Below are 24,008 nucleotides of genomic sequence, written 5' to 3'. Positions count from 1 at the left end.
TTAGGGCATGCGTCTTCGCTGCCGGGACGCGTTCACATCCCGGCCAATCCATGTTGTTTTGCTGCTGTTCGACCCGGCGCTAGCCGAGCGATTTCGCCACGTCTGCGAAAGTCTCTTCGAGCACGGCGATCAGATGATCGGCATCACGCATCGAGAAGATCATCGGCGGACGCATCTTCAAGATGTTGTCATGCGGCCCCTCGGTGCCCATCAGCACCCCGCGTCGCCGTGCGCCGTTGGAGACGGCGCGAGCGAACTCGGTTGCCGGTGCCTTCGTCTTGCGGTCCGAGACGAGCTCGATGCCGAGGAACAGGCCCATGCCGCGCACGTCGCCGATCACTTCATAGCGGGCCTGCATGGCGCGGAAGGCGTCGATCAGATAGTTGCCGATCGAAAGCGCGTTGCCGCGCAGATCCTGTCCCTCGATCACGTCGAGTACGGCAAGGCCGACGGCGCAGGAGACCGGGTTGCCGCCGAAGGTGTTGAAATATTCCATGCCGTTGTTGAAGCTGTCGGTGACCTCGCGGGTGGTGACGACCGCTGCCAGCGGATGGCCGTCGCCGATCGGCTTGCCCATGGTGACGATGTCTGGCACGACCCCTTGCGTCTCGAAGGCCCACCAATGGCTGCCGACGCGGCCGAATCCGACCTGCACTTCGTCGGCGATGCAGACGCCGCCCGCCTCGCGCACCAGGCGATAGACTTCCTGCAAGTAACCCTCCGGCAGGAACACCTGACCGGCGACGCTCGGGATCGATTCCGCGATGAAGAAGCCCGGACCTTCGCCCTTGGCCTTCATGGCTGCGATCAGTTCGGCGACGCTTTCGGCAAAACGCTTGCCGTGTTCCTCGGCCGGCCAGTCCGCCGGCGCATGGTAGCTGTCGGGAATGGTCGCCACATGGACATGCGGCTTTGGTCCTTTGCCGCCCTTGCGGCGGAACTTGTAGGGGCTGATGTCGATCAGCTCCTGGGTCGTGCCGTGATAGGACCAGTCGAGCGTGATCGCGTTTTCCCGGCCGGTATGGGCGCGCATCAGCCTGAGCGCCAGGCTGTTGGCCTCCGAGCCGCTGTTGACGAAACCGGCAACCGTCAACTCCTTCGGCAGCGTCGAAGTCAGCCGCTCGGCATAGGCGACGATGTTGTCGTGCAGGTAGCGGGTGTTGGTGTTGAGGATCGCCGCCTGTTTCGCCATCGCCTCGACAACAGCCGGATGCGCATGGCCGATGTGGCAGACATTGTTGAAGCAGTCGAGATAGGCGCGGCCGCTGTCGTCGATCAGCCAGACGCCTTCGCCGCGCACGAACTTGATCGGCTTGTCGTAGGAGATCGACAGGTTCGGCAGCAGCAATTCCTTGCGCCGCCTGACGATCTCTTCGTGCGAGCGGCCCTTCTTTTCGTAGAACTCTTCGGCGATGCCGGCAAAGGTGCGGGCATCCGGGAACAGCTCGGCCCAGACGTCGAGAAACTGGGGTTCGCCGACGCCGAGGATTTCGGTCGCCGTCAGGCTGGTGTCGGTCGAAAGCTGCAGGTGCAGATGCGGCGCCCAGCCGCCATTTTCCTTCGGTGCACCCATCTCGCCGACGAGCGCGCCGGCTTCCAGCCGATCGCCGGCCTTGATGCGGGCCATGGCTTCATGCGCCATGTGGCCCCAGAGGGTGACGAAGGGCGGGCAGCCCTCGGGCTCGTGGCGAAGTGCGATCAGGCAGCCGTAGCCGAGCGGGTCTTTCTCGATCTCGACGCTGACGACGGTGGCGGCGAGCGGTGTGTAGACCTTGGTGCCGGCAGCCATGAACAGGTCGAGGCCGAGATGGCGGGTGCGGCGGGTGTGGTCGATGAAGCGCGAGACGAACATCTCGCCCGCATAGACCGTGCGTTCCTCGCCGAAGGGGCCGATACCGAGCGCGATACCGTGCTCGCGGCAATAATCTTCCCAGATCGCCTGGGCTTCGTCCGGCTGTTCGCCTGAAGATTTTACCGTCATCGGATGCTTGGGGTCGCCGTAGGGCACCAGCGCTGCCGGGTAGGTGGCGGCCGGCCGTTCGAGCAGCGGCTTCAGCGTCTTGCGGTTGGCGTTGATCCAGGCGGCGACTCTGCAGGCCCCTGGGGTTGCCTCGAAGCCGCAGGCCTTGCGCAGGATGGCGGTGGCAAACCGCGGGTTCATCCGGTCGAGCTTGCGCAGCAGCGCCCAGGCCGGCCGTTCGCTGATCGCGAGATAGGGGTTGTCGTCGGTATGGGCCCGACGCGAGGCCGAGATGGTGACCGAGGTGACGAGGCGCATGGCGATGAGATCAAAGAGGAGATCGACCTCCTCCTCGATCAGCGGATATTCCTGATGGAAGCCGCGGGCAATCGCGGCGGCAGCGCCGATCGGGTCGGGATGATCGAGCCCGGCATAGGCGGCGGCGATCGCGACCTCTGCGATGACGGGCGCATGTAGCGCGTCGCCGAAATCGATCAGGCCGGAGATCTGGTCGTGATCGGCCTTGGCGACGAGCACGTTCCAGTCGTTGGCGTCGTTGTGGATGACCGCGGCGCGAAGGGTCGCAAGCCGCGGCGCGACGGATTTTTCGAAGCGGGCGAGGAAGCGCTCCAGCAGCGCGCGGTCTTCGGCGGAAGCGACGTGATGCAGCCGGGCGGCCGAACGGCCGGCATGGCGGATGTCCCAGTCGAGATCGCGCAGCGCCCCCGGATGCATGAAGCCTTTGAGCGACGCGTCGAAGCGGCCGAGCATCTGCCCGAGCGACTGAAGGGCCGCGTCGCTGCGTCCGGTTTCGGCAAGCGGCAGGCCCTCGACCCAGCTCACGAGCCGCAGGCGGTGGGTGACGCCGCGCGGGCTCACGGTCGAAGCGAGGCTCGTGCCGGTGAGCGTCGGGCGGATATGCGGCACCGGCAGATCGGCGGCATGGGTGCCGACGTGACCGAGCAGCGCCGTCTGGAAATCGCTTTCGACTTCGGGCTCAGCGGCATTGATGATCTTCAGAATATAGGTGCTGCCGCCTTCGGCCTCGACCTTGAAATTCTGATCGCGTTCGCTGGCTAGCAGCGAAAGCGCGCCGGTCAGGCCATAGTGCTCCTTCAAGAGCGCCGCTGCGGCATCGGTCGAAAAGTCAGGCGTCGTCTTCAGCATATCGTTCATGGGGATCCTCATCTGTCATCGAGAGTTACATGAGCTGTGCTGTGATGCATCCGGCAATATGCCGGTTGCCCCGGCACTATGTTTATAATAACCGTCATCTTGTCGGCGGGCCCCAAGGACAAGACATGCAGGATATAGACGCGATCGACCGCACCATCCTCAGCATCCTGTCGCAGGAGGCACGCATCCCGATGAAGTCGCTGGCCGGCCGGATCGGCCTCTCCAGAAGTGCAACGACCGAACGGGTCAGCCGGCTCGAAAAAGCCGGCGTTATACGTGGCTACCGCGCCGACATCGGCCAGCTGGAGGAGGGCACGATCCAGGCCTTTTTGCTGGTGACCTTGAAGCGCACGCCGTCGATCGGTGTGCTTGACCAGCTCGCCGGCTTTTCCGCCGTGCGCAAGGTGTCGTCCGTCAGCGGTCAGCTCGATCTGGTCGTCGAGGTGGAGGTCGGCTCGATCAATGCGCTGAACGAACTGCGCAATGAGGTCGCGACGATGGACAATGTCGAGGACCTGACGACGTCGATCGTGCTCAGAAGGGATATCGAGCGGAGCTGATACCCCGGGGATGTCGAGCGGAGTTGAATGGGTGCCCGCTCAGCCCTCGCTCAGCATCTCCGTCTGCGGTCCTAGCCTTTCGAGCAGCGATCGGCGCACGCGGCCGATGTCACGCATGGGTGGCTCGCCGAAATGACGGGCATATTCGCGGCTGAACTGCGACTGGCTTTCGTAGCCGACCTGATGGCCGGCGTCGCCGGCGTCGAGGCTCTCCTCCAGCATCAGCCGCCGCGCCTCCTGCAGCCGGAGCTGCTTCTGGTACTGCAGCGGGCTCATCGCAGTGATCGCCTTGAAGTGGTGGTGCAGCGACGAAACGCTCATGGAAACACGGTTGGCGAGATCGTCGATCCGCAAGGGGCGCGAATAGTGCTCCTTCAGCCAGGCGACGGCGCGGCCAACCTGATGCGGCTGGCTGTCGGTCGTCGCCATCTGCCGCAGGCGGTGGCCATGCGGGCCGGTCAACAGCCGATAGAGGATCTCCTGTTCGATCAGCGGCAAGAGAGCGGGGATATCATGTGGCCGTTCGAGCAGACGCAAGAGCCGGAGCGCCGCGTCTTCGAGATCCGCGGTGATCTTGCTGACGGTCATGCCGAGCGCCGAGGCCGCGGGCGCCGGCCATTGGCTGAACGACGAGAGCAGCGCCTGGATCTTGCCGGGATCGAGCGTGAAGGCCATGCTGAGATAGGGTTCCTCCGCGGAGGCCTGGCAGACCTGGGAGAGAACAGGCAGGTCGATCGACGTCAGCAGATAGTCCGACGCCCCGTAGATCAGTGTCTCGTCGCCGAGAACCACACGTTTGGCCCCTTGCACGATGATCGCCAGGCTTGGCCGATAGGCGGAGCAATTGACCGGGGCGTCGCCGCCATGGCGATGCAGGGTCAGGCCGGGAATTTGGGTCATGTGATCGCCATCGGTTTCGGCAAACCGGGCAATGACGTCGATCATCTCGGGACGGGCAGTCTGTCGCGTGGCTGTCATAATCTGCGGTCTTTCCAGCGGCTTAGCGTTGTGTGAGGCAACGCTCAGATAGGGTTTTGACGTGTCATCTCCAGGATCTCACTGTCAATCTTGTAGGATCGTGCAAAAACTTTGCAGGATCGCTCTAACGCTCACCGCGGCTGCGCCCCCATAGTCCGAGGTGCGTCAGGCCGGGTTCCCTCCGGACCTGCACCCTTTCCCAAAATGAGGACAGACTGATGGCCATTGCAAGAGGATATGCGGCGACCGATGCGTCGAAGCCGCTGACGCCCTTCACCTTCGAGCGCCGCGAACCGCGCGACGACGATGTGGTGATCGAGATCAAATATTGCGGCGTCTGCCACTCCGACATCCACCAGGCTCGCAACGAGTGGGGCAATTCGGCCTTCCCGATGGTGCCCGGCCACGAGATCGTCGGCATTGTGACGGCCGTCGGCTCCAAGGTCACCAAGTTCAAGGTCGGCGACCGTGCGGGCGTTGGCTGCTTCGTCGATTCCTGCACCACCTGCGCCACGCGCGATCTGGATCTGGAACACTATATGCCGGGCCTGATCGTGACCTATAACGGCGTCGAGGCCGACGGCAAGACGCCGACCCAGGGCGGTTACTCAGACCATATCGTCGTCAAGGAAGGCTACGTGCTTTCGATCCCGGAGAACCTGCCGCTCGATGCTACGGCTCCGCTTCTTTGCGCCGGCATCACGCTCTATTCGCCGCTGCGTCACTGGAAGGCCGGTCCCGGCAAGAAGGTTGCGATCGTCGGCATGGGCGGTCTCGGCCACATGGGCGTCAAGCTGGCGCACGCCATGGGCGCGGATGTCACCGTGCTCAGCCAGACCCTTTCCAAAAAGGAAGACGGGCTGAAGCTCGGCGCCGACTACTACTACGCCACCAACGACCCCGAAACCTTCAAGGCGCTGGCCGGAACGTTCGACCTGATTATCTGCACGGTTGCTGCCGAGATCGACTGGAACGCCTATGTCAGCCTCCTGAAGGTCGACGGCGATTTCGTCCTGGTCGGCATTCCGGAAAATGCCGTGCCTGTGCATGCCTTCTCGCTGGTGCCGGCGCGCCGCAGCATTTCCGGTTCGATGATCGGTTCGATCAAGGAAACCCAGGAGATGCTCGATTTCTGCGGCGAGCACAATATCGTCTCGGAAATCGAAACGATCCGCATTCAGGAGATCAACGCGGCCTACGAACGCGTCGTCAAGAGCGACGTGCGCTACCGCTTCGTGATCGACATGGCGTCGCTGGCGGCGTGATGCGATTGTGGCGCGGCTGTCTCGGGGCATGCCGCGCTATTCAGGACGACAGCGGCCGCGGCGGGCGTTGATACCCCCCTCTGCCCTGCCGGGCATCTCCCCACAAGGGGGAGATCGGCCAGAGGTGATGCTTCGTCCACCAACTTTCCGATCGATCCGATGCGGACTATCCGACACTTCAGTTAAGACGCCTCGGCCAGGACGCGGCGTTGCTGCAGTACCGATCTCACGATTGGGGTAGGGCGGTGCTCCATCCAATCTCCCCCCTTGTGGGGGAGATGCCCGGCAGGGCAGAGGGGGGTGTTCTACCCACCGCGCCGCAGCAACAGCACGCGGCCTCACACGAGCGGCAGCGGCCCGTCGTTCTTGATCTCTTCCATCACCGCATAGGTGCGGGTCTCCTTGACGCCCGGGAGCGTCCAGAGCACCTGGCCGAGGAAGTTGCGGTAGGCCGCCATGTCCTCGAACCTGGTCTTCACCAGATAGTCGAAGCCGCCCGCCACCATATGACATTCGAGCACGGCCGGCGCCTGTTTGACGGCGGCGGCGAACTGGTCGAAGACGTCAGGCGTCGTCTTGTCGAGCATGACCTCGATGAAAACCAGCAGGCCGAAGCCGAGCTTGTGCGGGTCGAGCCGCGCGCCGAAACCCGAAACATACCCTTCCTTCAACAGCCGGCGCAGGCGTTCGCTGGTCGCCGTCGGCGACAGGCCGATACGATCGGCGAGCTCCAGATTGGTGATGCGGCCATCCGCCTGGAGGATGTTGAGAATTCTGCGGTCAATCTTGTCGATCTGATGCATGGTGCCTCCCACCCGTGCTTCAGGCGGCAAGTCGCGTTTCCGCGAGCTTCACCCAATAGGAGATGCCGTGCGGGATCGCCTCGTCGTTAAAATCGTATGCCGGGTGATGCAGCCCGGCGGTGTTGCCGTTGCCCATGAACACGAAGGCGCCGGGGCGCGCCAGCAGCATATAGGAAAAATCCTCGCCACCCATCATCGGGTCGAGCGACGGCTTGACGTTGCTTGTCCCGGCGATCTCGGCTGCCGCCTGCAGTGCATAGCCAGTCTCGTCCGCATGGTTCACGGTCACCGGGTAGTTGCGGTTGTAGGCTACATCGACGGTCGCACCGTAGATGCCGGCGACACCCTCGGCGATCGCGCGGATGCGGCTTTCGCCGACGTCGCGCACTTCCGGCATCAGGGTGCGCACGGTGCCGCCGAGAACGGCTTCTTCCGGAATGACGTTGTGGGCAAAGCCGGCATTGAACTTGGTGACGGAGACGACGACCGACGCAAGCGGATCGACGGTGCGCGAGGCGATCGTCTGCAGAGCGGTGACGATCTGCGTGCCGACGACGATCGGGTCGATCGTCTTGTGCGGCTGGGCCGCATGGCCGCCGCGGCCCTTGATGGTGATGGTGAATTCGTCGGTCGAGGCCATGATCGGGCCGACGCGGCTGCCGAACTGGCCGATGGCCATGCCCGGCATGTTGTGCATGCCGTAGACCTCCTCGATGGCGAAGCGCTCCATCATGCCGTCCTTGACCATCTCGTTGCCGCCGCCGCCGCCTTCTTCGGCCGGCTGGAAGATGACCGCGACGCTGCCCGCGAAGTTGCGGGTTTCGGCCAGGTACTTGGCCGCGCCGAGCAGCATGGCCGTGTGGCCGTCATGGCCGCAGGCGTGCATCTTGCCTTCAGTCTGGGACGCCCACGGCTTGCCGCTGGTCTCGGTGATCGGCAGCGCATCCATGTCGGCGCGAAGCCCGATGGTGCGGCCAGCACCAAGACTACCGCGGATCAGGCCGACGACGCCGGTGCGGCCGAGGCCCGTCACGACTTCGTCAACGCCGAACTCCTTCAGTTTCTTTTCGACGAAGGATGCCGTATTTTCGACCGCAAACAGGAGCTCCGGGTTCCTGTGCAGGTGGCGCCGCCATTCGGCGACTTCGTTCTGGAGCTCGGCGGCACGGTTGAGTATTGGCATCGGTTCGTCCTGTCGGTCTGTTCGATCACTAGAGTATCTGCGGTGGATTGGCAGGGGGGCCTGCGAATGGGCTTTGCCATCTCCTTGCCATATAGGCTAAATAGCCGGACGAGACGAGGCAACAGCGGATTTTCGAGGTTCTATCGTGGTGACAGCAGGATTTTTCACGCGTGGCAAGATGAAGGCGCTCGGCGTCACGGCGGCGACTTGCGCGACGCTTCTTGCGGCGCTGCCGGCTGCAGCCAATCCGAGGCTGGTCGTCGACGTCAATTCGCTGAAGGTCTACGAGCACCAGGACATCTTCCAGAAGTGGTATCCGGCGTCGCTGACGAAGCTGATGACGGCCTATACGGCGTTCCGTGCGATCAAGACCGGGCAGCTCACGCTTGAGAGCCCGGTCATCATGACCAAGAATGCGGCATCTGAGCCGCCGAGCAAGATGTTCTACAAGCCCGGCCAGGCGATGACGCTCGACAGCGCGCTGAAGATGATGCTGGTCAAGTCGGCAAACGACGTGGCGGTCGCGATCGCCGAAACGGTCGGCGGCTCGGAGCCGGCCTTCATCGAGCGCATGAACGCCGAGGCGCGCCGCATCGGCATGACGTCGTCGAACTTTACCAATCCCAACGGTCTGCCGGGTCCCGGCCAGTATACGACGGCGCGCGACCTCGCGGTTCTGGCGATCACGCTCAAGCGCGAGTTCCCGCAGTACGCGTCCTATTTCTCGCTGGAGGGCTTCACCACCGGCAAGAAGAACTATTCGAACTACAACATGCTGATCGGCCGCTTCGAAGGTGCCGATGGCATGAAGACCGGCTTCATCTGCGCCTCCGGTTTCAACCAGGTTTCGTCCGCCACCCGTGACGGGCGCAGCGTCGTCTCGGTCGTGCTCGGCGAGGACAGCCTGGGCGCCCGCGCCAACGAATCCGCGCGGCTCCTGCAGATGGCGCTGACGACGAGCGGCAACGGCAAGCCGTCGCTGGTGCAAATCCCGGCCTATGGCGAGACGCGCGACATGGTCGCCGACGTCAGCAAGCAGATCTGCTCCAAGGCGGCCGCCAAGGTCCGCAGCGAGGGCCGCGACGAGGCCGGACGCCAGAAACTGCTTTCGCCCTATATCCACGAAATCAACCGGCCGCTGAAGCTTGCCTTCGCCGGTCTTATCGCCGGCAGCGGCGAAAAGGCGCCGAAAGTTGCCGGCGACCCGGTCGGCCAGGGCGACGCCGCCAATGTGCCGATCCCCGTGCCGCGGCCGACGTTCTGATCGGAGTTCATGATGTCTAGTTCCTTGCCGGCGGTGCCGGTCTCGATCCTCACCGGCTTTCTCGGTGCGGGCAAGACGACATTGCTCAACCGGCTTCTGAAGGATCCGGATCTCTCCGACACCGCCGTCATCATCAACGAATTCGGCGACGTCTCGATCGACCATCTGCTGGTGGAAGCCTCCAGCGACGGCGTCATCGAGCTTTCCGACGGCTGCCTCTGCTGCACCGTGCGTGGCGAACTGGTCGACACGCTCGCCGATCTCATGGATCGGATGCAGACCGGCAAGATCAAGCCGCTGAAGCGCGTCGTCATCGAGACGACCGGACTTGCCGACCCGGCGCCGGTGCTGCAATCGGTGATCGGCAATCCAATCATTGCGCAGAATTTCCGTCTGGATGGCGTGGTCACCGTCGTTGATGCCGTCAACGGTCTGCAGACGATCGCCAACCATGAGGAGGCCTTAAAGCAGGTGGCCGTTGCCGACCGCATCGTCATCAGCAAGACGGGTCTTGCCGAAGCGCCTGAGCGCGACGCCGTGACGGCTCGCATCCGGGCGCTCAACCCGCGCGCGCCGCTCATCGGCGGCGATAGCGCCGAGGCGGGACGGGCCACTCTGTTTGACTGCGGTCTCTATGACCCGTCCTCGAAGATCGCCGACGTCGGCCGCTGGCTGCAGGACGAGGCGCACCACGATCACGATCATCACCACCACGATCACGGTGACCATCATCACGGCCACGATCACCACCATCATCATGATGTGACGCGGCATGGCGGCGACATCCGCTCGTTCAGCATCGTGCATGACCGGCCGATCGAGCCGATGGCGCTCGACATGTTCATCGACCTCCTGCGCTCGGCACACGGTGAAAAGCTGCTCAGGATGAAGGCGATCGTCGCGGTTGCCGACAGGCCGGATCGGCCGCTGGTGCTGCATGGCGTGCAGAACCTCTTCCACACGCCGGAGCGGCTTGCCGCCTGGCCCGACCCGAATGACCGGCGCACCCGCATGGTGCTGATCACCAAGGGATTGACGGAAGACTTTGTCCGCGACCTTTTCGATGCCTTTACCGGCAAGCCGCGCATCGACCGGCCAGACGCCCAGGCGCTGTCCGACAATCCGCTCGCAGTCCCCGGCATGCGGTTCTAAAGCAAGCTCCAGGAAAAGTGCGAAGCGGTTTTCCGTCCTAAGCTGCGCTGACCAGCCAAGCGAAGTCAGAGCGATGCTGGGACCTGCCGCGGCGTCTCAGCTGCCCTTGCGGATGAGAAATCGGTGGCCGCCGTCGGCGGCCGCGGACGCTTCGAGCGTGTGGCCGTCTTCGCTGCAGAAATGCGGGATATCGATCACCGCCAGCGGATCGGTCGTTTCGATCTCGATCAGCGCGCCCGGCGCCAACGAGGACATGCGCTTGCGTGTCTTCAAGACGGGAAGGGGGCACTTAAGCCCCCTCAGGTCGTAGACGATCTTTTTTTCGTCAGGCATCAATTGCCCCAGATCTTCCAGAACGGGCGCTTCTTCGGCGGCTCTTCGGTCACGACGGGCGTCTCGGCAGCCGCGTCCGCAGCGGGCGTCGTCGCCGTTGAAGCGGCGGCGGTTTGCTGCTGGGCAGCGGCCGTGGCCACTGCCGGCGTCTGCTTCTCGACCTTCGCCGGCGCCAGTGCCTGTGGTGCGACGGCTGCCTGCTGCCCGTTCGCCGGCTGATCCGGCGTCACGACGACAGGAGCGGGCATCTGCAGTTCGGGCTCGTTCTTCGAGAACAGGCTCCAGAAGGATTTCTTCGCGGGCTGTTCGACGGCTGCCTGCATCACCGGCTGCGGAACGGGATTGGCGGCCGGAACCGGGACATGCTTGCCGCCCTGGGTCGCCTTTTCGAGTTCCTTCTTCTGGATCTCGATGGCCTGCTTGGTCTCTTCCGCTTCCTTCTGATCGGCGATCTTCTTTTCAAGATCGCTCGCCTTCATCAGCTTGCCGGCGTCGAAGGAGTTGCCGGTCGGCGCATAGGCGAGCTCGCGGCCGACGCGCTGCTTGGCGACGATCGCCTTGCGTTCGGCTTCGCTCGGCTCGTACCAGACCATGCCGTCATACTTCTTCATGGCCTTGTCATAGTCGGTCTGGTAGGTCTTCTCGAAACCTGCCATCGCCACCTGCAGCGCCGGTGGGGTCGACATGGCCGGGCACTGGCCACCCGGATTGAACGGGCCCGAGGCCTGCTGGTTGAAGACGTATTTCTTCTCGCAGACGTTCACTTCAGGCGGACGCTTGGTGATTTCGAACTGGTCGTAGCCGACCTTCAGCATCTTCCAGAAGTCGATGTTCGGATTGTTGCGGTGGCGCGCCATGTTTTCCGCGGTCATGCGGAAAGGGAAGGCCTGGAGTTGAACGCTCTCCTGGCCGCCCTTGAAGCTATCCCGCGCGAGCGCGAAGATCTCGATCATCTGTTCGTCGGTCATCGAGTAGCAGCCCGACGACGAGCAGGCGCCATGGATCATCAGATGCGTGCCCTGGCGGCCATTCGCCTTGTCGAAGGCGTTGGGATAGCCGGTGTTGATCGCCAGATAATAGTTCGAGTTGGGGTTCATCTGGTGCGGGAAGAGCGGATAGAAGCCTTCCGGAGCCTGACGATCGCCTTCCTTTACCTTGGGCCCAAGCTTCCCGGACCAGGCACAGATCTTGTAGGTTTTCAAGAGCTGGAAACGGTTGGCGGTGTTGGCCTTCCAGACCTCGAGCGTGCCCTCCTCCTTGAAGATGCGCAGCGCGATCGGGGCAGTTTTCTGCATCCCGAGCTCGCTCATCTTTTTGACCATCGGGGCAGAGACCTGGTACTCGGTCTTGTTCTTGACGGACTTGATATCGACCGACGTCGTGGCGTCGAGCGCCTCGTTGGTGCAGCCGGCAAGTGCAGCGACAATGGCGGCGGAAGCTAAAAGGTTCCAGAAACGCATCAGCAGAGGCCCGTTCAAACCCAAACTCAACTAGGAGAGCCCAAGTTCGCAAGGGGTGGGCTCTTCAGAGAATCACTAAGCGATTATACTTCACGAATTCTTAACCCTGCAGGGAGCCCTGCCGACGACGCTGTTCATGACCTCATGAATATGGCCAAGATTTGGCCATAGTCCGATTTGCGGTTGCGAAATCCACTGTCGCAATCGCGCGCCGTCCGACCAAACGAGATACGGGCTTCGGCCCGCATCCTGTTTCAGCTCAGAGGTTGCGGCCGATATTGAGGTACTTCTGTCGGCGATCCGTGCGCAACTGGTCGCCACTGCGTCCGGACAATTCCTTCAGCGCGTCGGCGATCACGGTGCCGGTGCGGCCGATGACCGCGCTCGGATCGCGATGGGCTCCGCCGACCGGCTCCTGAATGATGCCGTCGATGACGCCAAGTGCCTTCAGGTCCTCGGACGTGATCTTCATGTTGCTGGCGGCTTCCTTGGCGCGGGTGGAATCGCGCCACAGGATGGAGGCAGCGCCTTCCGGCGAAATGACGCTGTAGATCGCGTGTTCCAGCATGTAGACGCGGTTACCGGTGGCGATCGCGATGGCGCCGCCGGAGCCACCTTCGCCGATAACGACGGTGACGATCGGCACGCGGACATTGAGGCACATCTCGGTCGAGCGGGCAATCGCCTCCGCCTGGCCGCGCTCTTCGGCGTTAACCCCCGGATAGGCGCCTGCGGTATCGACGAGCGTGATCAGCGGCAGGCCGAAGCGGTCGGCCATTTCCATGACGCGGATCGCCTTGCGGTAACCTTCAGGACGGGGGCTGCCGAAATTGTGTTTGATGCGTGACTTGGTGTCGTTGCCCTTTTCCTGGCCGAGAACGGCGACCGGCATGCCGCGGAACCGCGCAAGGCCGGCCTGGATGGCGTCGTCGTTGGCGAAGTTGCGGTCGCCGGCAAGCGGCGTGAACTCGGTGAAGAGTTCGGCGGCATAATCCAGGAAGTGCGGGCGCGAGGGGTGACGGGCGACCTGGGTCTTCTGCCAGGGCGTCAGCTTGGAATAGATCTCGACCATCGCGTCGCGGACGCGCGTCTCCAGGCGTTCGATCTCATCCGAAGTGTTCACGCTCTCGTCTTCGCCGGCGAGCTTCTTCAATTCGAGAATCTTGCCTTCGAGGTCGGAGATGGGTTTTTCGAAATCGAGATAGTTGTGCATGAGATGCGTTTCCGATCATTTTGCGACAAGGATATGCGGGCCGAAACCAGCTTCCCGGCGGTCCTAATCCTGTTTTTTCGCCTGTTTGGCAAGAGGGTGATGGTTTTGCACGAGGTTGTGCAGCCGTTCTTCCAGCACATGCGTATAGATTTGTGTCGTTGAAATGTCCGAATGCCCCAGCAGTTCCTGCACGGCGCGAAGGTCGGCGCCATTGGCCAAGAGGTGGCTGGCGAAGGCGTGCCTGAGTACATGCGGGGAGATTGTGGCGACCCTTATGCCGGCGCGTGCGGCGAGTGATTTCAGATCCCTGGCAAAGACCTGCCGCGGCAGGAAACCCTGCTTGCCGGAGGAGGGGAAGAGCCACGGGCTCTCGCTGTTGCCCGCTTCCTCGCGCGCCATCTCCGCCGCGAGCGCCTCACCATAGACGCGCATCGCCCGGATGGCCGCCTGCGAAAGCGGCACAAGCCGGTCCTTGTTGCCCTTGCCGCGGATGACGAGGAAGCGGCCGTTCTGCGCAAGAACGCTTGCCGGAAGCGAAACAAGTTCGCTGACGCGCATGCCGGTGGCATAGAGAAGCTCGATCAGCGCATGCATGCGCAGTTTCGCTAGATGGTCCGGACCGCCTGATGCGGCTTCGTTCTCGGCCTGTCCGATCAGCCGCGAGACGTCATCGACGCTCAGCGTCTTCGGTAGGCTGCGCCCTTTCTTCGGGGCGTCGAGGATGCCGGTCGGGTCGTCGCCGCGCAGGCCCTCGGCATAGAGAAACTTGTAGAATTGCCTGAGCGCCGACAGGCGCCGCGCCTGGGAGGAGGCTTTGAAGCCTTGGCCGGCGAGGTGGGCGAGGTAGGCGCGAAGGTCGTCCGGGGTCGCCCCCGTCAACCCGGTTCCGCGTGTCCGCAGATGCGAGGAGGCATCCTCAAGGTCGCGCTCGTAGGACTGTAGCGTATTGACCGCAGCACCTCGCTCGGCGCTCATCATTTCGAGGAAGGCCTCGACATGGGCGGCGGAGAAATCGCTCATTGGGTTTTGTTCACCCGCTCGGACGGAATCTTTACGGTCACGTCGCGCTCCGTCGGCTCGACGAAGGTGACGAGGGAGACCATCGTGCCGTACACTATCCCGGCGACAACCAGACAAAAGAACAGGAAGCGGAAGAGCGTCGGCATTTCAGTCTCCTCTGCATGTCTCCTGCGATCGAAGCGGACGTAAGGAAACCCATGCAGGTGTTCGAACAGCCGGGGCGGTACGCGCACCCGAAATGAATGCGCCGCGCCATGGCGGGTGCCAGACCTATATGAACGCCACTTCGGCCAAGTTCAAGAACCGTGAGCCAACGTGCGCGACGACTTGACGCTCATCCCCGATTTGTCGATACCGGAAGGGAATGGGGAATAAGAAGTCCAATGAACGACGTGATCGAACCGGTTTCCGCAACGCTTGCCGAGCGGGCGAAGCTTGTACTCGGTAAACGCAATCTCGTGTTCATCGGCCTGATGGGCGCCGGCAAGTCGGCGATCGGTCGGTTGACGGCCCAGGCACTCGGCATTCCCTTCGTCGATTCCGATCATGAGATCGAGCGCGTCTCGCGCATGACGATCTCGGACCTTTTCGCCCGCTACGGCGAGGAGGAGTTCCGAGCCTTGGAAACGCGGGTGCTGAAACGGCTCTTGAGGAGCGGACCACGCGTGGTCTCGACCGGTGGCGGCGCCTACATCAATGAACGCTCGCGCCGCCAGATCAAGAAGGGTGGTCTGACGGTCTGGCTCAATGCCGAGCTCGATGTCTTGTGGGAGCGGGTCAACAAGCGTGATACCCGACCGCTCCTAAAGACGGAGAACCCCAGGCAGACACTCGAAAACCTGATGAATGCGCGTTACCCGGTCTATGCCGAAGCCGATCTGACGGTGCTGTCGCGCGATGTGAAGAAAGAGACGATGGTCGAGGAAGTTCTCTCTGCCGTCATCGAACACCAGGACAAGAAGAACCATGAATAGCCACGCGATGCCCGCAGCCGAACGCAAGGTCCGCGTCGACCTCGGCGACCGCTCCTACGATATCCTCATCGGTCCCGGGCTGATCGCCGCTGCCGGCCAGGAGATTGCCGCCCGCCTCAAGGGGCGCAAGATGGCTGTGATCACCGATGAGAATGTGGCGCCGCGCTATCTCGAGCCGTTGATGGCGAGCTTCAAGGGGCACGACATCGAGGCTGTGTCTCTTGTGCTGCCGGCGGGCGAGAAGACCAAGAGCTTCGAGCATCTGATCCCGGTCTGCGAAACCGTGCTTGGCGCCCGGATCGAGCGCAACGACGCGGTGATTGCGCTTGGTGGCGGCGTCATCGGCGACCTCACCGGCTTTGCCGCCGGCATCGTGCGTCGTGGCTCGCGCTTCATTCAGATCCCGACCTCGCTGCTGGCGCAGGTCGATTCCTCCGTCGGCGGCAAGACTGGTATCAACTCGCCGCACGGCAAGAACCTGATTGGCGTCTTCCACCAGCCGGATCTGGTGCTGGCCGATACGGACGTGCTCGACACGCTGAGCCCGCGCGAGTTCCGTGCCGGCTATGCGGAGGTCGCCAAATACGGGCTGATCGACAAGCCGGACTTCTTTGCCTGGCTCGAGAAGAACTGGCAGGCGGTCTTTGCCGGAGGTAGCGCCCGTATCGAGGCGATTGCGGTCAGCTGCCAGGCCAAGGCGGATGTTGTTGCCGCGGACGAGCGCGAGAACGGCTTGCGCGCGCTTCTCAATCTCGGCCACACCTTCGGCCATGCGCTGGAGGCGGCAACCGAATATGACAGTGCCCGGCTGGTGCATGGCGAGGGCGTTTCGATCGGCATGGTGCTGGCGCATCAGTTCTCGGCACGCATGAACCTTGCGAGCCCCGACGATGCAGCCCGCGTCGAGGCGCATCTGAAGGCAGTCGGCCTGCCGACGCGCATGTCGGAGATCCCCGGCACGCTGCCGCCGGCCGAACGGCTGATGGATGCGATCGCTCAGGACAAGAAGGTTAAGGGCGGCAAGCTCACTTTCATTCTGACGCGCGGCATTGGACAATCCTTTGTTGCCGATGACGTTCCGGCGTCGGAGGTCTTGAGCTTCCTGAGGGAAAAACACCCGCAATGACCGGCGAAGCCTTCATTGCCTTCCTGGCGGAATACTGGCTGTCGATCGTCTCGGTCTTCTGCCTGCTCCTGCTGTCGGCCTTCTTCTCCGGCTCGGAAACGGCCCTGACGGCAGCCTCGCGCTCGCGCATGCATACGCTGGAGAACAATGGCGAGGAGCGCGCCGGCATCGTCAACCGACTGATTGAGCGGCGCGACCGGCTGATCGGGACGCTGCTGATCGGCAACAATCTCGTCAATATTCTCGCTTCGTCGCTGACGACGAGCCTCCTGATCGGCCTCTTCGGAGATTCCGGCGTGGCGATTGCGACGCTCGCGATGACTGTGCTGCTCGTCATTTTTTCGGAAGTGCTGCCGAAGAGCTGGGCGATTGCATCGCCGGACCGCTTCGCGATCGCCGTCGCCCCTCTGGTCCGGCCCTTCGTCGCGGTCGTCGGCCCGGTTTCCAGCCTGGTCAACGGCATCGTCCGGCGTCTTCTCCATCTCTTCGGCGTCAATCTTGCCGCCGATATGTCGATGCTCTCGGCGCATGAGGAGTTGCGCGGCGCGGTGGACCTTTTGCACCGCGAGGGCTCGGTGATCAAGGCTGACCGCGACCGGCTGGGCGGCGTGCTCGATCTCGGCGAGCTCGAAATCTCTGACATCATGATCCACCGCACCAGCATGCGGGCGATCAATGCCGATGAGCCGCCCGAAAGCTGTGTCCGCGACATCCTCGAAAGTCCGTTCACGCGGCTGCCGCTCTGGCGCGGCTCGACCGACAACATCATCGGCGTCGTGCATTCGAAGGATCTGCTCAGGGCGCTGGCGGAGCCCAATGTCGAGCCGGAAAACCTCGATATCGTCAAGATCGCGCAAAAACCCTGGTTCGTACCCGATACGACCAATCTCAAGGACCAGCTGAATGCCTTCCTGCGGCGCAAGCTGCATCTGGCGATCGTCGTCGACGAGTACGGGCAGGTTCAGGGGCTGGTGACGCTGGAGGATATTCTGGAAGAGATTGTCGGCGACATTGCCGATGAGCACGATCTCGACATCCAAGGTGTGCGCCAGGAGGCCGATGGTTCGATCGTCGTCGATGGTTCGGTGCCGATCCGTGATCTCAACCGTGCGCTCGACTGGACGTTGCCCGACGAGGAGGCGACGACGGTCGCCGGGCTGGTGATCCACGAATCCAAGAGCATTCCCGAGGAGCGCCAGGCTTTCACCTTCCATGGCAAGCGCTTCATCGTGATGAAGCGGGTGAAAAACCGGATCACCAAGCTGCGCATCCGTCCGGCGGAAGAGGGTGCCCCACCGGTCTGATCGCCGCGCTATCGCCTACCAGCGGGTCGGTTCGCCAGGCGCTGCCGGCTCGACGGCCAGTGCGTGCAGACCGGCATCGAGTTCGGGCTTCAAGAGGTCATTGATGGCGCGGTGACGGGCGACGCGGCTCATGCCCGTAAACGCGCTTGAAACGATGCGCACCCGCATGTGCGTCTCGCCGCCGCCATCGAAATCCGGCTGATGCCCGGCATGCATGTGGCTCTCGTTGATGACCACCAATCTCTCTGGATGGAAGGCCTCGATCAGCTTCTTTTCGATCGTGTCCGTGAGCGACATTCTTCCGTCCCATTTCCTTGGTTGCTTGACGCCCCCTCGCGGATCTGCAGTACCCGGTAGTCGCTGGCTTGGCGGCGCAAAATGCCCGCACAAAGCCAGCAACATTCCGCTTTGTCAATTCTTGTTGTGGCTGCGGCCAAACCCCATAATGAGCGCCATGAGACTCGATTCAAAATACTTCGATCGCATTCGCACCCGGCGCAAGGTTGAGCCGCAGGCGGAGCCGGCTGCACCGGTCTGCCAGTGGGACGGCTGCGATCAGAAGGGCGTGCACCGGGCTCCGGTCGGCCGCAATGCCGAGGGCCAGTACTTCATGTTCTGCTTCGAGCATGTGAAGGAGTACAACAAGGGCTACAATTTTTTCTCTGGCCTGTCCGACAGCGAGGTTGCCCGCTACCAGAAGGAGGCGGTGACCGGTCACCGGCCGACTTGGACTGTCGGCGTCAACAAGAATGCCAAGAACGGCCCGAGCCAGTCGCAGATGCGGTCGGGCTCGGCCGGCGCCCAGGCCCGCATGCGCGATCCCTTCGGCTTCGTCAGCGAGGCGCGCGCCCGTTCCGGCCGCCCGGAGCCGCGCCAGCGCAAACTGAAGACGCTCGAGGCGAAGGCCTTCGAAACGCTCGGTCTCGGCGCCTCGGCGACAGCTGCCGACATCAAGGCTGCCTACAAGGATCTCGTCAAGAAGCATCACCCCGATGCCAATGGCGGAGATAGAGGATCGGAAGAGCGTTTTCGCGCGGTTATTCAAGCCTACCAATTGTTAAAACAGGCTGGTTTCTGCTAACAACCCGGATTATTACAGAAGCACTTTTGCAGGCGAATGCGCGGGTGCCGTCCGGTGGCCGCTCTGGAGACATGATGAGCAAGATTGACCTCGACATTTCCAACCTCCCCGACACGACGATCTCTGTCCGGGAGGTCTTCGGCATTGATACGGATTTGCGCGTTCCTGCCTATTCGAAGGGCGACGCCTACGTGCCGGACCTCGATCCGGACTATCTCTTTGACCGCGAAACGACGCTCGCCATTCTCGCAGGCTTCGCCCACAACCGACGCGTGATGGTCTCGGGCTATCACGGTACCGGCAAGTCCACCCATATCGAGCAGGTCGCCGCCCGCCTCAACTGGCCGTGCGTGCGCGTCAACCTCGACAGCCATGTCAGCCGTATCGATCTCGTCGGCAAGGACGCGATCGTCGTCAAGGACGGCCTGCAGGTGACCGAGTTCAAGGACGGCATCCTGCCCTGGGCCTACCAGCACAATGTCGCGCTCGTCTTCGACGAATACGACGCCGGCCGACCGGACGTGATGTTCGTCATCCAGCGCGTGCTGGAGTCTTCCGGCCGTCTGACGCTGCTTGACCAGAGCCGCGTCATCCGTCCGCACCCGGCCTTCCGCCTGTTTGCGACCGCCAACACGGTCGGCCTCGGCGATACGACGGGCCTTTACCATGGTACGCAGCAGATCAACCAGGCGCAGATGGACCGTTGGTCGATCGTCACGACGCTCAACTACCTGCCGCATGACAAGGAAGTCGACATCGTCGCCGCCAAGGTCAAGGGTTTCACCGCCGACAAGGGTCGCGAGACCGTTTCCAAGATGGTGCGTGTTGCCGACCTCACCCGTGCGGCCTTCATCAATGGCGATCTGTCGACGGTCATGAGCCCGCGTACGGTCATCACCTGGGCAGAGAACGCCCATATCTTCGGCGACATCGCGTTCGCCTTCCGTGTGACCTTCCTCAACAAGTGCGACGAGCTGGAGCGGGCGCTGGTCGCCGAGCACTACCAGCGCGCCTTCGGCATCGAGCTGAAGGAAAGCGCTGCCAACATCGTGCTCGAAGCCACCGCCTGATCCCGGCCTGCCGTCCCCCGCGGGGGAGGGCGGGCTATGACGCTGTGGCAAACTTGATGATGCCCTGCAGCGCCGCGCGTCTTGTCAGACGCGCAAAGGTCGCTGCAGTACTTGAATTGCTGCATGTTTTTGTCCTTTGATCGATTGCGATCAAAGGAAACATGCAGTCGGGGCGCCATCGCCTCTGGCTGAAGAAGGAACTGTCGTGAGCTCGAATTCGAAGGCAAAGCCAACCACGCGCGAGAATGCTGCCGAACCGTTCAAACGGGCGCTTTCCGGCTGCATCCGGTCGATCGCGGGCGATGCCGAGGTGGAAGTCGCCTTCGCCAACGAGCGGCCCGGCATGAGCGGCGAGCGCATTCGCCTGCCGGAGCTTTCGAAACGTCCGACGCTGCAGGAGCTTGCCGTCACCCGTGGTCTCGGCGACAGCATGGCGCTGCGCAAGGCCTGCCACGACGCGCGCATCCACGCGACCATGTCGCCGCAGGGGGCCGACGCGCGGGCAATCTTCGACGCTGTGGAGCAGGCTCGCGTCGAGGCGATCGGTGCGCTGCGCATGGCGGGTGTTGCCAAGAACCTCAACGTCATGCTCGAGGAGAAATACGCCAAGGCCAATTTCGCGACGATCGAGCGGCAGGCGGACGCGCCGCTCGGAGAAGCCGTGGCGCTTCTGGTGCGCGAGAAGCTGACCGGTGAAAAACCACCGGCATCGGCCGGCAAGGTGCTCGACCTCTGGCGCGAATTCATCGAAGGCAAGGCGTCCGGCGACATCAGGAACCTGTCGTCGGCGATCAACGACCAGCAGGCCTTTGCCCGGGTCGTGCGCGACATGCTGACCTCGATGGAGGTCGCGGAGAAGTACGGCGACGACGACGTCGAGCCGGACGAGCAGGAAAGCGAGACCGACGAGGACCAGCCGCGCAGCCAGGAGCAGGACGAGAACGCCAGCGACGAGGAAGCCGGCGACGATGCCGCCCCCGCCGATGAAAACCAGGCTGCCGAAGAGCAGATGGAAGAAGGCGAGATGGACGGCGCGGAGATCTCCGACGACGATCTCCAGGACGAGGGCGACGAGGACAGCGAAACGCCGGGCGAGGTCAAGCGGCCGAACCAGCCCTTTGCCGACTTCAACGAGAAGGTCGACTACGCGGTCTTCACCCGCGAGTTCGATGAGACCATCGCCTCGGAAGAGCTTTGCGACGAGGCCGAGCTCGACCGGCTGCGCGCCTTTCTCGACAAACAGCTTGCCCATCTCCAGGGCGCGGTGGGCCGTCTTGCCAACCGGCTGCAGCGCCGGCTGATGGCGCAGCAGAACCGCTCCTGGGAATTTGACCTCGAAGAGGGCTACCTCGACACGGCACGGCTGCAGCGCATCATCATCGACCCGATGCAGCCGCTTTCCTTCAAGCGCGAGAAGGACACCAATTTCCGCGACACCGTCGTGACGCTTTTGATCGACAATTCCGGCTCGATGCGCGGCCGCCCGATCACGGTTGCTGCCACCTGCGCCGATATCCTGGCGCGCACGCTTGAGCGCTGCGGCGTCAAGGTCGAGATCCTCGGCTTCACCACCAAGGCGTGGAAGGGCGGGCAGTCGCGCGAGAAGTGGCTCGCCGGCGGCAAGCCGCAGGCGCCGGGCCGGCTCAACGATCTGCGTCACATCATCTACAAGTCCGCTGATGCGCCCTGGCGCCGGGCGCGCCGCAATCTCGGCCTGATGATGCGCGAGGGACTGCTGAAGGAGAACATCGACGGCGAGGCGCTGATGTGGGCGCATGAGCGACTGATGGCGCGTCGCGAGCAGCGCCGCATCCTGATGATGATCTCCGATGGCGCGCCGGTCGATGACTCGACGCTGTCGGTGAACCCCGGAAACTACCTGGAGCGCCACCTGCGCGCGGTGATCGAGCAGATCGAAACGCGCTCGCCGGTGGAACTGCTGGCGATCGGCATCGGACACGACGTGACGCGCTACTATCGTCGCGCCGTGACCATCGTCGATGCCGACGAACTGGCCGGCGCCATGACCGAGCAGCTTGCGGCGCTTTTCGAGGATGAGAGCCAGCGCCGCGGTCCCTCGCGTCTTCGCCGCGCCGGGTGATCCGTCCGACCGGGAGCGGTGTTGTGCCGCTTCCGGACCTCCTATCGGCGTTTGCAAATTCTGCCGGTGGTCGAGGTCAATTTACGGACAAAGTTTTACAGTCTACCAAGCTACCGTGAGTGGTGGCGCTCCCTGTGGTCGCACGCCGCTTCATTCCCGATGCTTCCCTGAAGGTACTTCTCTCCATGCTTGGCCGCGGACTTCTAGCCCTTTTCCTCCTGGCTTCGGCCAGCTCGGCATGGTCCGCTCCAGACAGCGAAAACCTGCCGATCCGTAGCCGCCAGATCAGCAATTTCGAGGTCGGAGCGAGCACGACCCGGTTCGGCGCGCTCGAATTTGTCGGTGGGCTCGAGATGACGTCGCCGAATTCGCTGTTCGGTGCCGTTTCGGCGATCCGTTTTCGTCCTGATGGCGTCTCGTTCGTCGCCGTCATGGATACCGGCCATTGGCTCGAAGGTGCGGTGACCCGCGATGCGCAGGGGCGGCTCTCCGGTGTCACCAATCTCATCGCTACCCCGATGGCGGATCGGAATGGTGACGTTGGCCTTGCGAAGTGGAAGGTGGATTCCGAGGGGCTTGCCCTGCGGGCGGGGCAGGTGGTCGTCAGCTATGAGCAGGCTCACCGCATCGACATCTATCCGGATCCGGGCTTTGCCGCTGCAACGCCAATCGGAAGCCTCGCCTTGCCGTTCCCGATAAACGAACTACGAAGCAATGCCGGTATCGAGACGATCGCCGTCTCACCGAAGGACAGCCCCCTGGCCGGCGCGATGATTGCCATTGCCGAGCGCAGCGTCGACAAGGCGGACAATCTCTTGGCCGGCATTCTCGACGGGCCGCAACGCGGCGCGTTCAGCGTCGTGCGCAAAGACCCCTATGCGGCGACCGATGGCGCCTTCCTGCCCAACGGCGACCTCCTGCTCTTAGAGCGGCGCTTCTCGTTCGGCTCAGGTCTTGGCATGCAGATCCGCAGGATTGCCGGGGATACGATCAAGCCTGGTGCCGTGGTCGATGGCGAGGTGATCTTCGAAGCCGACATGCGCTACCAGATCGACAACATGGAAGGTCTCGATGTCATCGTGCGGCCCGACGGCGAAGTCCGCGTCGTCGTCGTCTCCGATGACAACCATTCGATCCTCGAGCGCAACCTGATGCTCGAGTTCCGGCTGACGACGGCTTTGACGCAGTAAAGCAATTCCAGGAAAAGTGCGCAGCGGTTTTCCGTCCGGAATTGCGAACCCTTGAACGACAATTCCAGGAAAAGTGCGCAGCGGTTTTCCGTCCGGAGTTGCGAAGGTTCATACAAGAGAGCGTCAAGGTCTGCCCTGCGCGAGCTGCATTTGTGAGAAGATCGGCTCCAGTGCTTGACGCGCTTCCTGCGCGGGCCTATTGGCCGATCGTCCGTTGAAGGAGACCTATGCGCAGAGGCTGACAATCTGTCCGCATTCGCGGTTGTTCAAGGCGCCGAACAGGCGCCGTCTCTTGACGCATATCTACCAAACGGAAAATCATGAAAAATATGGATGTGAACATCCGCGCCTATCAGGCTGCGGATATGGAAGAGCTTTCGGCCATCTGTGGTTCGAGGCCTCGATAACGGCGCACGCATTTGTCGGCGAGACCCGTCTCAGCGAACAGCGTGTGCTGATTGAGACCGTCTATCTGCCCAAGGCAGAGACATGGGTTGCGGTACGCGACGGCGCACCGGCCGGGTTCATCAGCCTGCTCGACGATTTCATCGGCGGACTGTTTGTTTCTCCGAAACACCAGGGCGCTGGCATCGGGCGCCTGCTGATATCGCACGCCCTGCGGCAGAAGGGTCAACTTCGGCTGGAGGTCTACACCGCCAACACGCAAGCCTATGCCTTCTACGAAAATCTGGGCTTTGAAGAGCTGTCGCGGCGGCCAAGTGACGATGAGGGCCTGCCATTCGAAAACGCTCAGATGCTTCTGAAGGGGCGCTAGAGCATCCCGCTCTCAAGTGG

The 24,008-nt window shown here is 62.9% G+C and carries 22 protein-coding genes; 12 read left to right on the top strand and 10 right to left on the bottom strand.

Annotated features, from left to right (window positions below; translation table 11 throughout):
• Positions 1–79 precede the first annotated feature (79 nt).
• Positions 80–3,136 (bottom strand): aminotransferase class III-fold pyridoxal phosphate-dependent enzyme, encoded by a 3,057-nt coding sequence (locus BBX50_RS07500; RefSeq protein WP_065774690.1) that lies wholly within the window; start codon positions 3,134–3,136, stop codon positions 80–82.
• A gap of 125 nt (positions 3,137–3,261) precedes the next feature.
• Here BBX50_RS07500 and BBX50_RS07495 point away from each other — a divergent pair, with 125 nt between their 5' ends.
• Positions 3,262–3,696: an Lrp/AsnC family transcriptional regulator gene (locus BBX50_RS07495; protein WP_065774689.1), complete on the top strand. Its 435-nt coding sequence runs from the start codon at positions 3,262–3,264 to the stop codon at positions 3,694–3,696.
• Positions 3,697–3,735: 39 nt separating this feature from the next.
• Here BBX50_RS07495 and BBX50_RS07490 read toward each other — a convergent pair whose 3' ends face one another.
• A complete protein-coding gene (locus tag BBX50_RS07490) occupies positions 3,736–4,674 on the bottom strand; it encodes an AraC family transcriptional regulator (protein WP_065774688.1) in 939 nt (312 codons plus the stop codon).
• A gap of 218 nt (positions 4,675–4,892) precedes the next feature.
• On the opposite strand from BBX50_RS07490, the gene BBX50_RS07485 reads away from it, so the two are divergent.
• On the top strand, positions 4,893–5,939 hold the full coding sequence (locus BBX50_RS07485; protein WP_065774687.1) for an NAD(P)-dependent alcohol dehydrogenase: 1,047 nt from the start codon (positions 4,893–4,895) through the stop codon (positions 5,937–5,939).
• A 338-nt stretch (positions 5,940–6,277) separates the two neighbouring features.
• On the opposite strand, the gene BBX50_RS07480 is transcribed toward BBX50_RS07485, so the two are convergent.
• Both BBX50_RS07480 and BBX50_RS07475 read right to left on the bottom strand, forming a co-directional pair.
• A complete protein-coding gene (locus tag BBX50_RS07480; protein ID WP_057254736.1) occupies positions 6,278–6,742 on the bottom strand; it encodes an Lrp/AsnC ligand binding domain-containing protein in 465 nt (154 codons plus the stop codon).
• Positions 6,743–6,761: 19 nt separating this feature from the next.
• On the bottom strand, positions 6,762–7,925 hold the full coding sequence (locus BBX50_RS07475; RefSeq protein WP_065774686.1) for a M20 aminoacylase family protein: 1,164 nt from the start codon (positions 7,923–7,925) through the stop codon (positions 6,762–6,764).
• Between the two features lie 178 nt (positions 7,926–8,103).
• On the opposite strand from BBX50_RS07475, the gene BBX50_RS07470 reads away from it, so the two are divergent.
• Both BBX50_RS07470 and BBX50_RS07465 read left to right on the top strand, forming a co-directional pair.
• A complete protein-coding gene (locus BBX50_RS07470) occupies positions 8,104–9,189 on the top strand; it encodes a D-alanyl-D-alanine carboxypeptidase family protein (RefSeq protein ID WP_065774685.1) in 1,086 nt (361 codons plus the stop codon).
• A 12-nt stretch (positions 9,190–9,201) separates the two neighbouring features.
• The gene (locus BBX50_RS07465; RefSeq protein ID WP_065774684.1) at positions 9,202–10,341 is read left to right on the top strand and encodes a GTP-binding protein; all 1,140 of its coding nucleotides are present in this window, start codon (positions 9,202–9,204) and stop codon (positions 10,339–10,341) included.
• A gap of 96 nt (positions 10,342–10,437) precedes the next feature.
• Here the strand turns inward: BBX50_RS07465 and BBX50_RS07460 are convergent, their stop codons facing one another.
• The 5 genes from BBX50_RS07460 to BBX50_RS30430 all read right to left on the bottom strand — a co-directional run bounded on the left by BBX50_RS07460 (position 10,438) and on the right by BBX50_RS30430 (position 14,513).
• Positions 10,438–10,674, bottom strand: coding sequence for a sulfurtransferase TusA family protein (locus BBX50_RS07460; RefSeq protein WP_065774683.1), 237 nt, complete (start codon positions 10,672–10,674; stop codon positions 10,438–10,440).
• Positions 10,674–12,134 carry a murein L,D-transpeptidase family protein gene (locus BBX50_RS07455; RefSeq protein WP_065774793.1) on the bottom strand — a complete coding sequence of 487 codons (1,461 nt, stop codon included), beginning with the start codon at positions 12,132–12,134 and terminating at the stop codon, positions 10,674–10,676. Before BBX50_RS07455 ends, BBX50_RS07460 begins: the two co-directional genes overlap by 1 nt.
• 259 nt (positions 12,135–12,393) lie before the next feature.
• Positions 12,394–13,347, bottom strand: coding sequence for an acetyl-CoA carboxylase carboxyltransferase subunit alpha (locus tag BBX50_RS07450; RefSeq protein ID WP_065774682.1), 954 nt, complete (start codon positions 13,345–13,347; stop codon positions 12,394–12,396).
• 63 nt (positions 13,348–13,410) lie between these two features.
• Positions 13,411–14,367, bottom strand: a complete 957-nt coding sequence (gene xerD, locus BBX50_RS07445; RefSeq protein ID WP_065774681.1) for a site-specific tyrosine recombinase XerD — start codon at positions 14,365–14,367, stop codon at positions 13,411–13,413.
• Positions 14,364–14,513 carry a hypothetical protein gene (locus BBX50_RS30430; protein ID WP_139108309.1) on the bottom strand — a complete coding sequence of 50 codons (150 nt, stop codon included), beginning with the start codon at positions 14,511–14,513 and terminating at the stop codon, positions 14,364–14,366. Before BBX50_RS30430 ends, xerD begins: the two co-directional genes overlap by 4 nt.
• 237 nt (positions 14,514–14,750) lie before the next feature.
• Here BBX50_RS30430 and BBX50_RS07440 point away from each other — a divergent pair, with 237 nt between their 5' ends.
• From BBX50_RS07440 to BBX50_RS07430, 3 genes are read left to right on the top strand one after another with little or no spacing between them, the layout of a single operon-like run.
• Positions 14,751–15,341 (top strand): shikimate kinase, encoded by a 591-nt coding sequence (locus BBX50_RS07440; RefSeq protein ID WP_065774680.1) that lies wholly within the window; start codon positions 14,751–14,753, stop codon positions 15,339–15,341.
• Entirely contained in the window at positions 15,334–16,467 is a 1,134-nt protein-coding gene (gene aroB / locus BBX50_RS07435) for a 3-dehydroquinate synthase (protein ID WP_065774679.1), read from the top strand. Before BBX50_RS07440 ends, aroB begins: the two co-directional genes overlap by 8 nt.
• The gene (locus BBX50_RS07430; protein ID WP_065774678.1) at positions 16,464–17,771 is read left to right on the top strand and encodes an HlyC/CorC family transporter; all 1,308 of its coding nucleotides are present in this window, start codon (positions 16,464–16,466) and stop codon (positions 17,769–17,771) included. Before aroB ends, BBX50_RS07430 begins: the two co-directional genes overlap by 4 nt.
• Positions 17,772–17,786: 15 nt before the next feature.
• Here the strand turns inward: BBX50_RS07430 and BBX50_RS07425 are convergent, their stop codons facing one another.
• Positions 17,787–18,068, bottom strand: a complete 282-nt coding sequence (locus BBX50_RS07425) for a BolA family transcriptional regulator (RefSeq protein ID WP_065774677.1) — start codon at positions 18,066–18,068, stop codon at positions 17,787–17,789.
• A 148-nt stretch (positions 18,069–18,216) separates the two neighbouring features.
• Here BBX50_RS07425 and BBX50_RS07420 point away from each other — a divergent pair, with 148 nt between their 5' ends.
• The 5 genes from BBX50_RS07420 to BBX50_RS07400 all read left to right on the top strand — a co-directional run bounded on the left by BBX50_RS07420 (position 18,217) and on the right by BBX50_RS07400 (position 23,988).
• Positions 18,217–18,852, top strand: coding sequence for a J domain-containing protein (locus BBX50_RS07420; protein ID WP_065774676.1), 636 nt, complete (start codon positions 18,217–18,219; stop codon positions 18,850–18,852).
• 74 nt (positions 18,853–18,926) lie between these two features.
• Positions 18,927–19,922: a cobaltochelatase subunit CobS gene (gene cobS, locus BBX50_RS07415; protein ID WP_034806552.1), complete on the top strand. Its 996-nt coding sequence runs from the start codon at positions 18,927–18,929 to the stop codon at positions 19,920–19,922.
• Positions 19,923–20,127: 205 nt separating this feature from the next.
• On the top strand, positions 20,128–22,023 hold the full coding sequence (gene cobT / locus BBX50_RS07410; protein ID WP_065774675.1) for a cobaltochelatase subunit CobT: 1,896 nt from the start codon (positions 20,128–20,130) through the stop codon (positions 22,021–22,023).
• A 185-nt stretch (positions 22,024–22,208) separates the two neighbouring features.
• Positions 22,209–23,213: an esterase-like activity of phytase family protein gene (locus tag BBX50_RS07405; RefSeq protein WP_065774792.1), complete on the top strand. Its 1,005-nt coding sequence runs from the start codon at positions 22,209–22,211 to the stop codon at positions 23,211–23,213.
• Between the two features lie 292 nt (positions 23,214–23,505).
• On the top strand, positions 23,506–23,988 hold the full coding sequence (locus BBX50_RS07400; RefSeq protein WP_320410500.1) for a GNAT family N-acetyltransferase: 483 nt from the start codon (positions 23,506–23,508) through the stop codon (positions 23,986–23,988).
• Positions 23,989–24,008 lie beyond the last annotated feature (20 nt).

Source organism: Ensifer sp. LC11 (assembly GCF_001695835.1).
Lineage (GTDB): Bacteria > Pseudomonadota > Alphaproteobacteria > Rhizobiales > Rhizobiaceae > Ensifer.
This window is presented reverse-complemented; position numbering and strand designations above follow the sequence as displayed.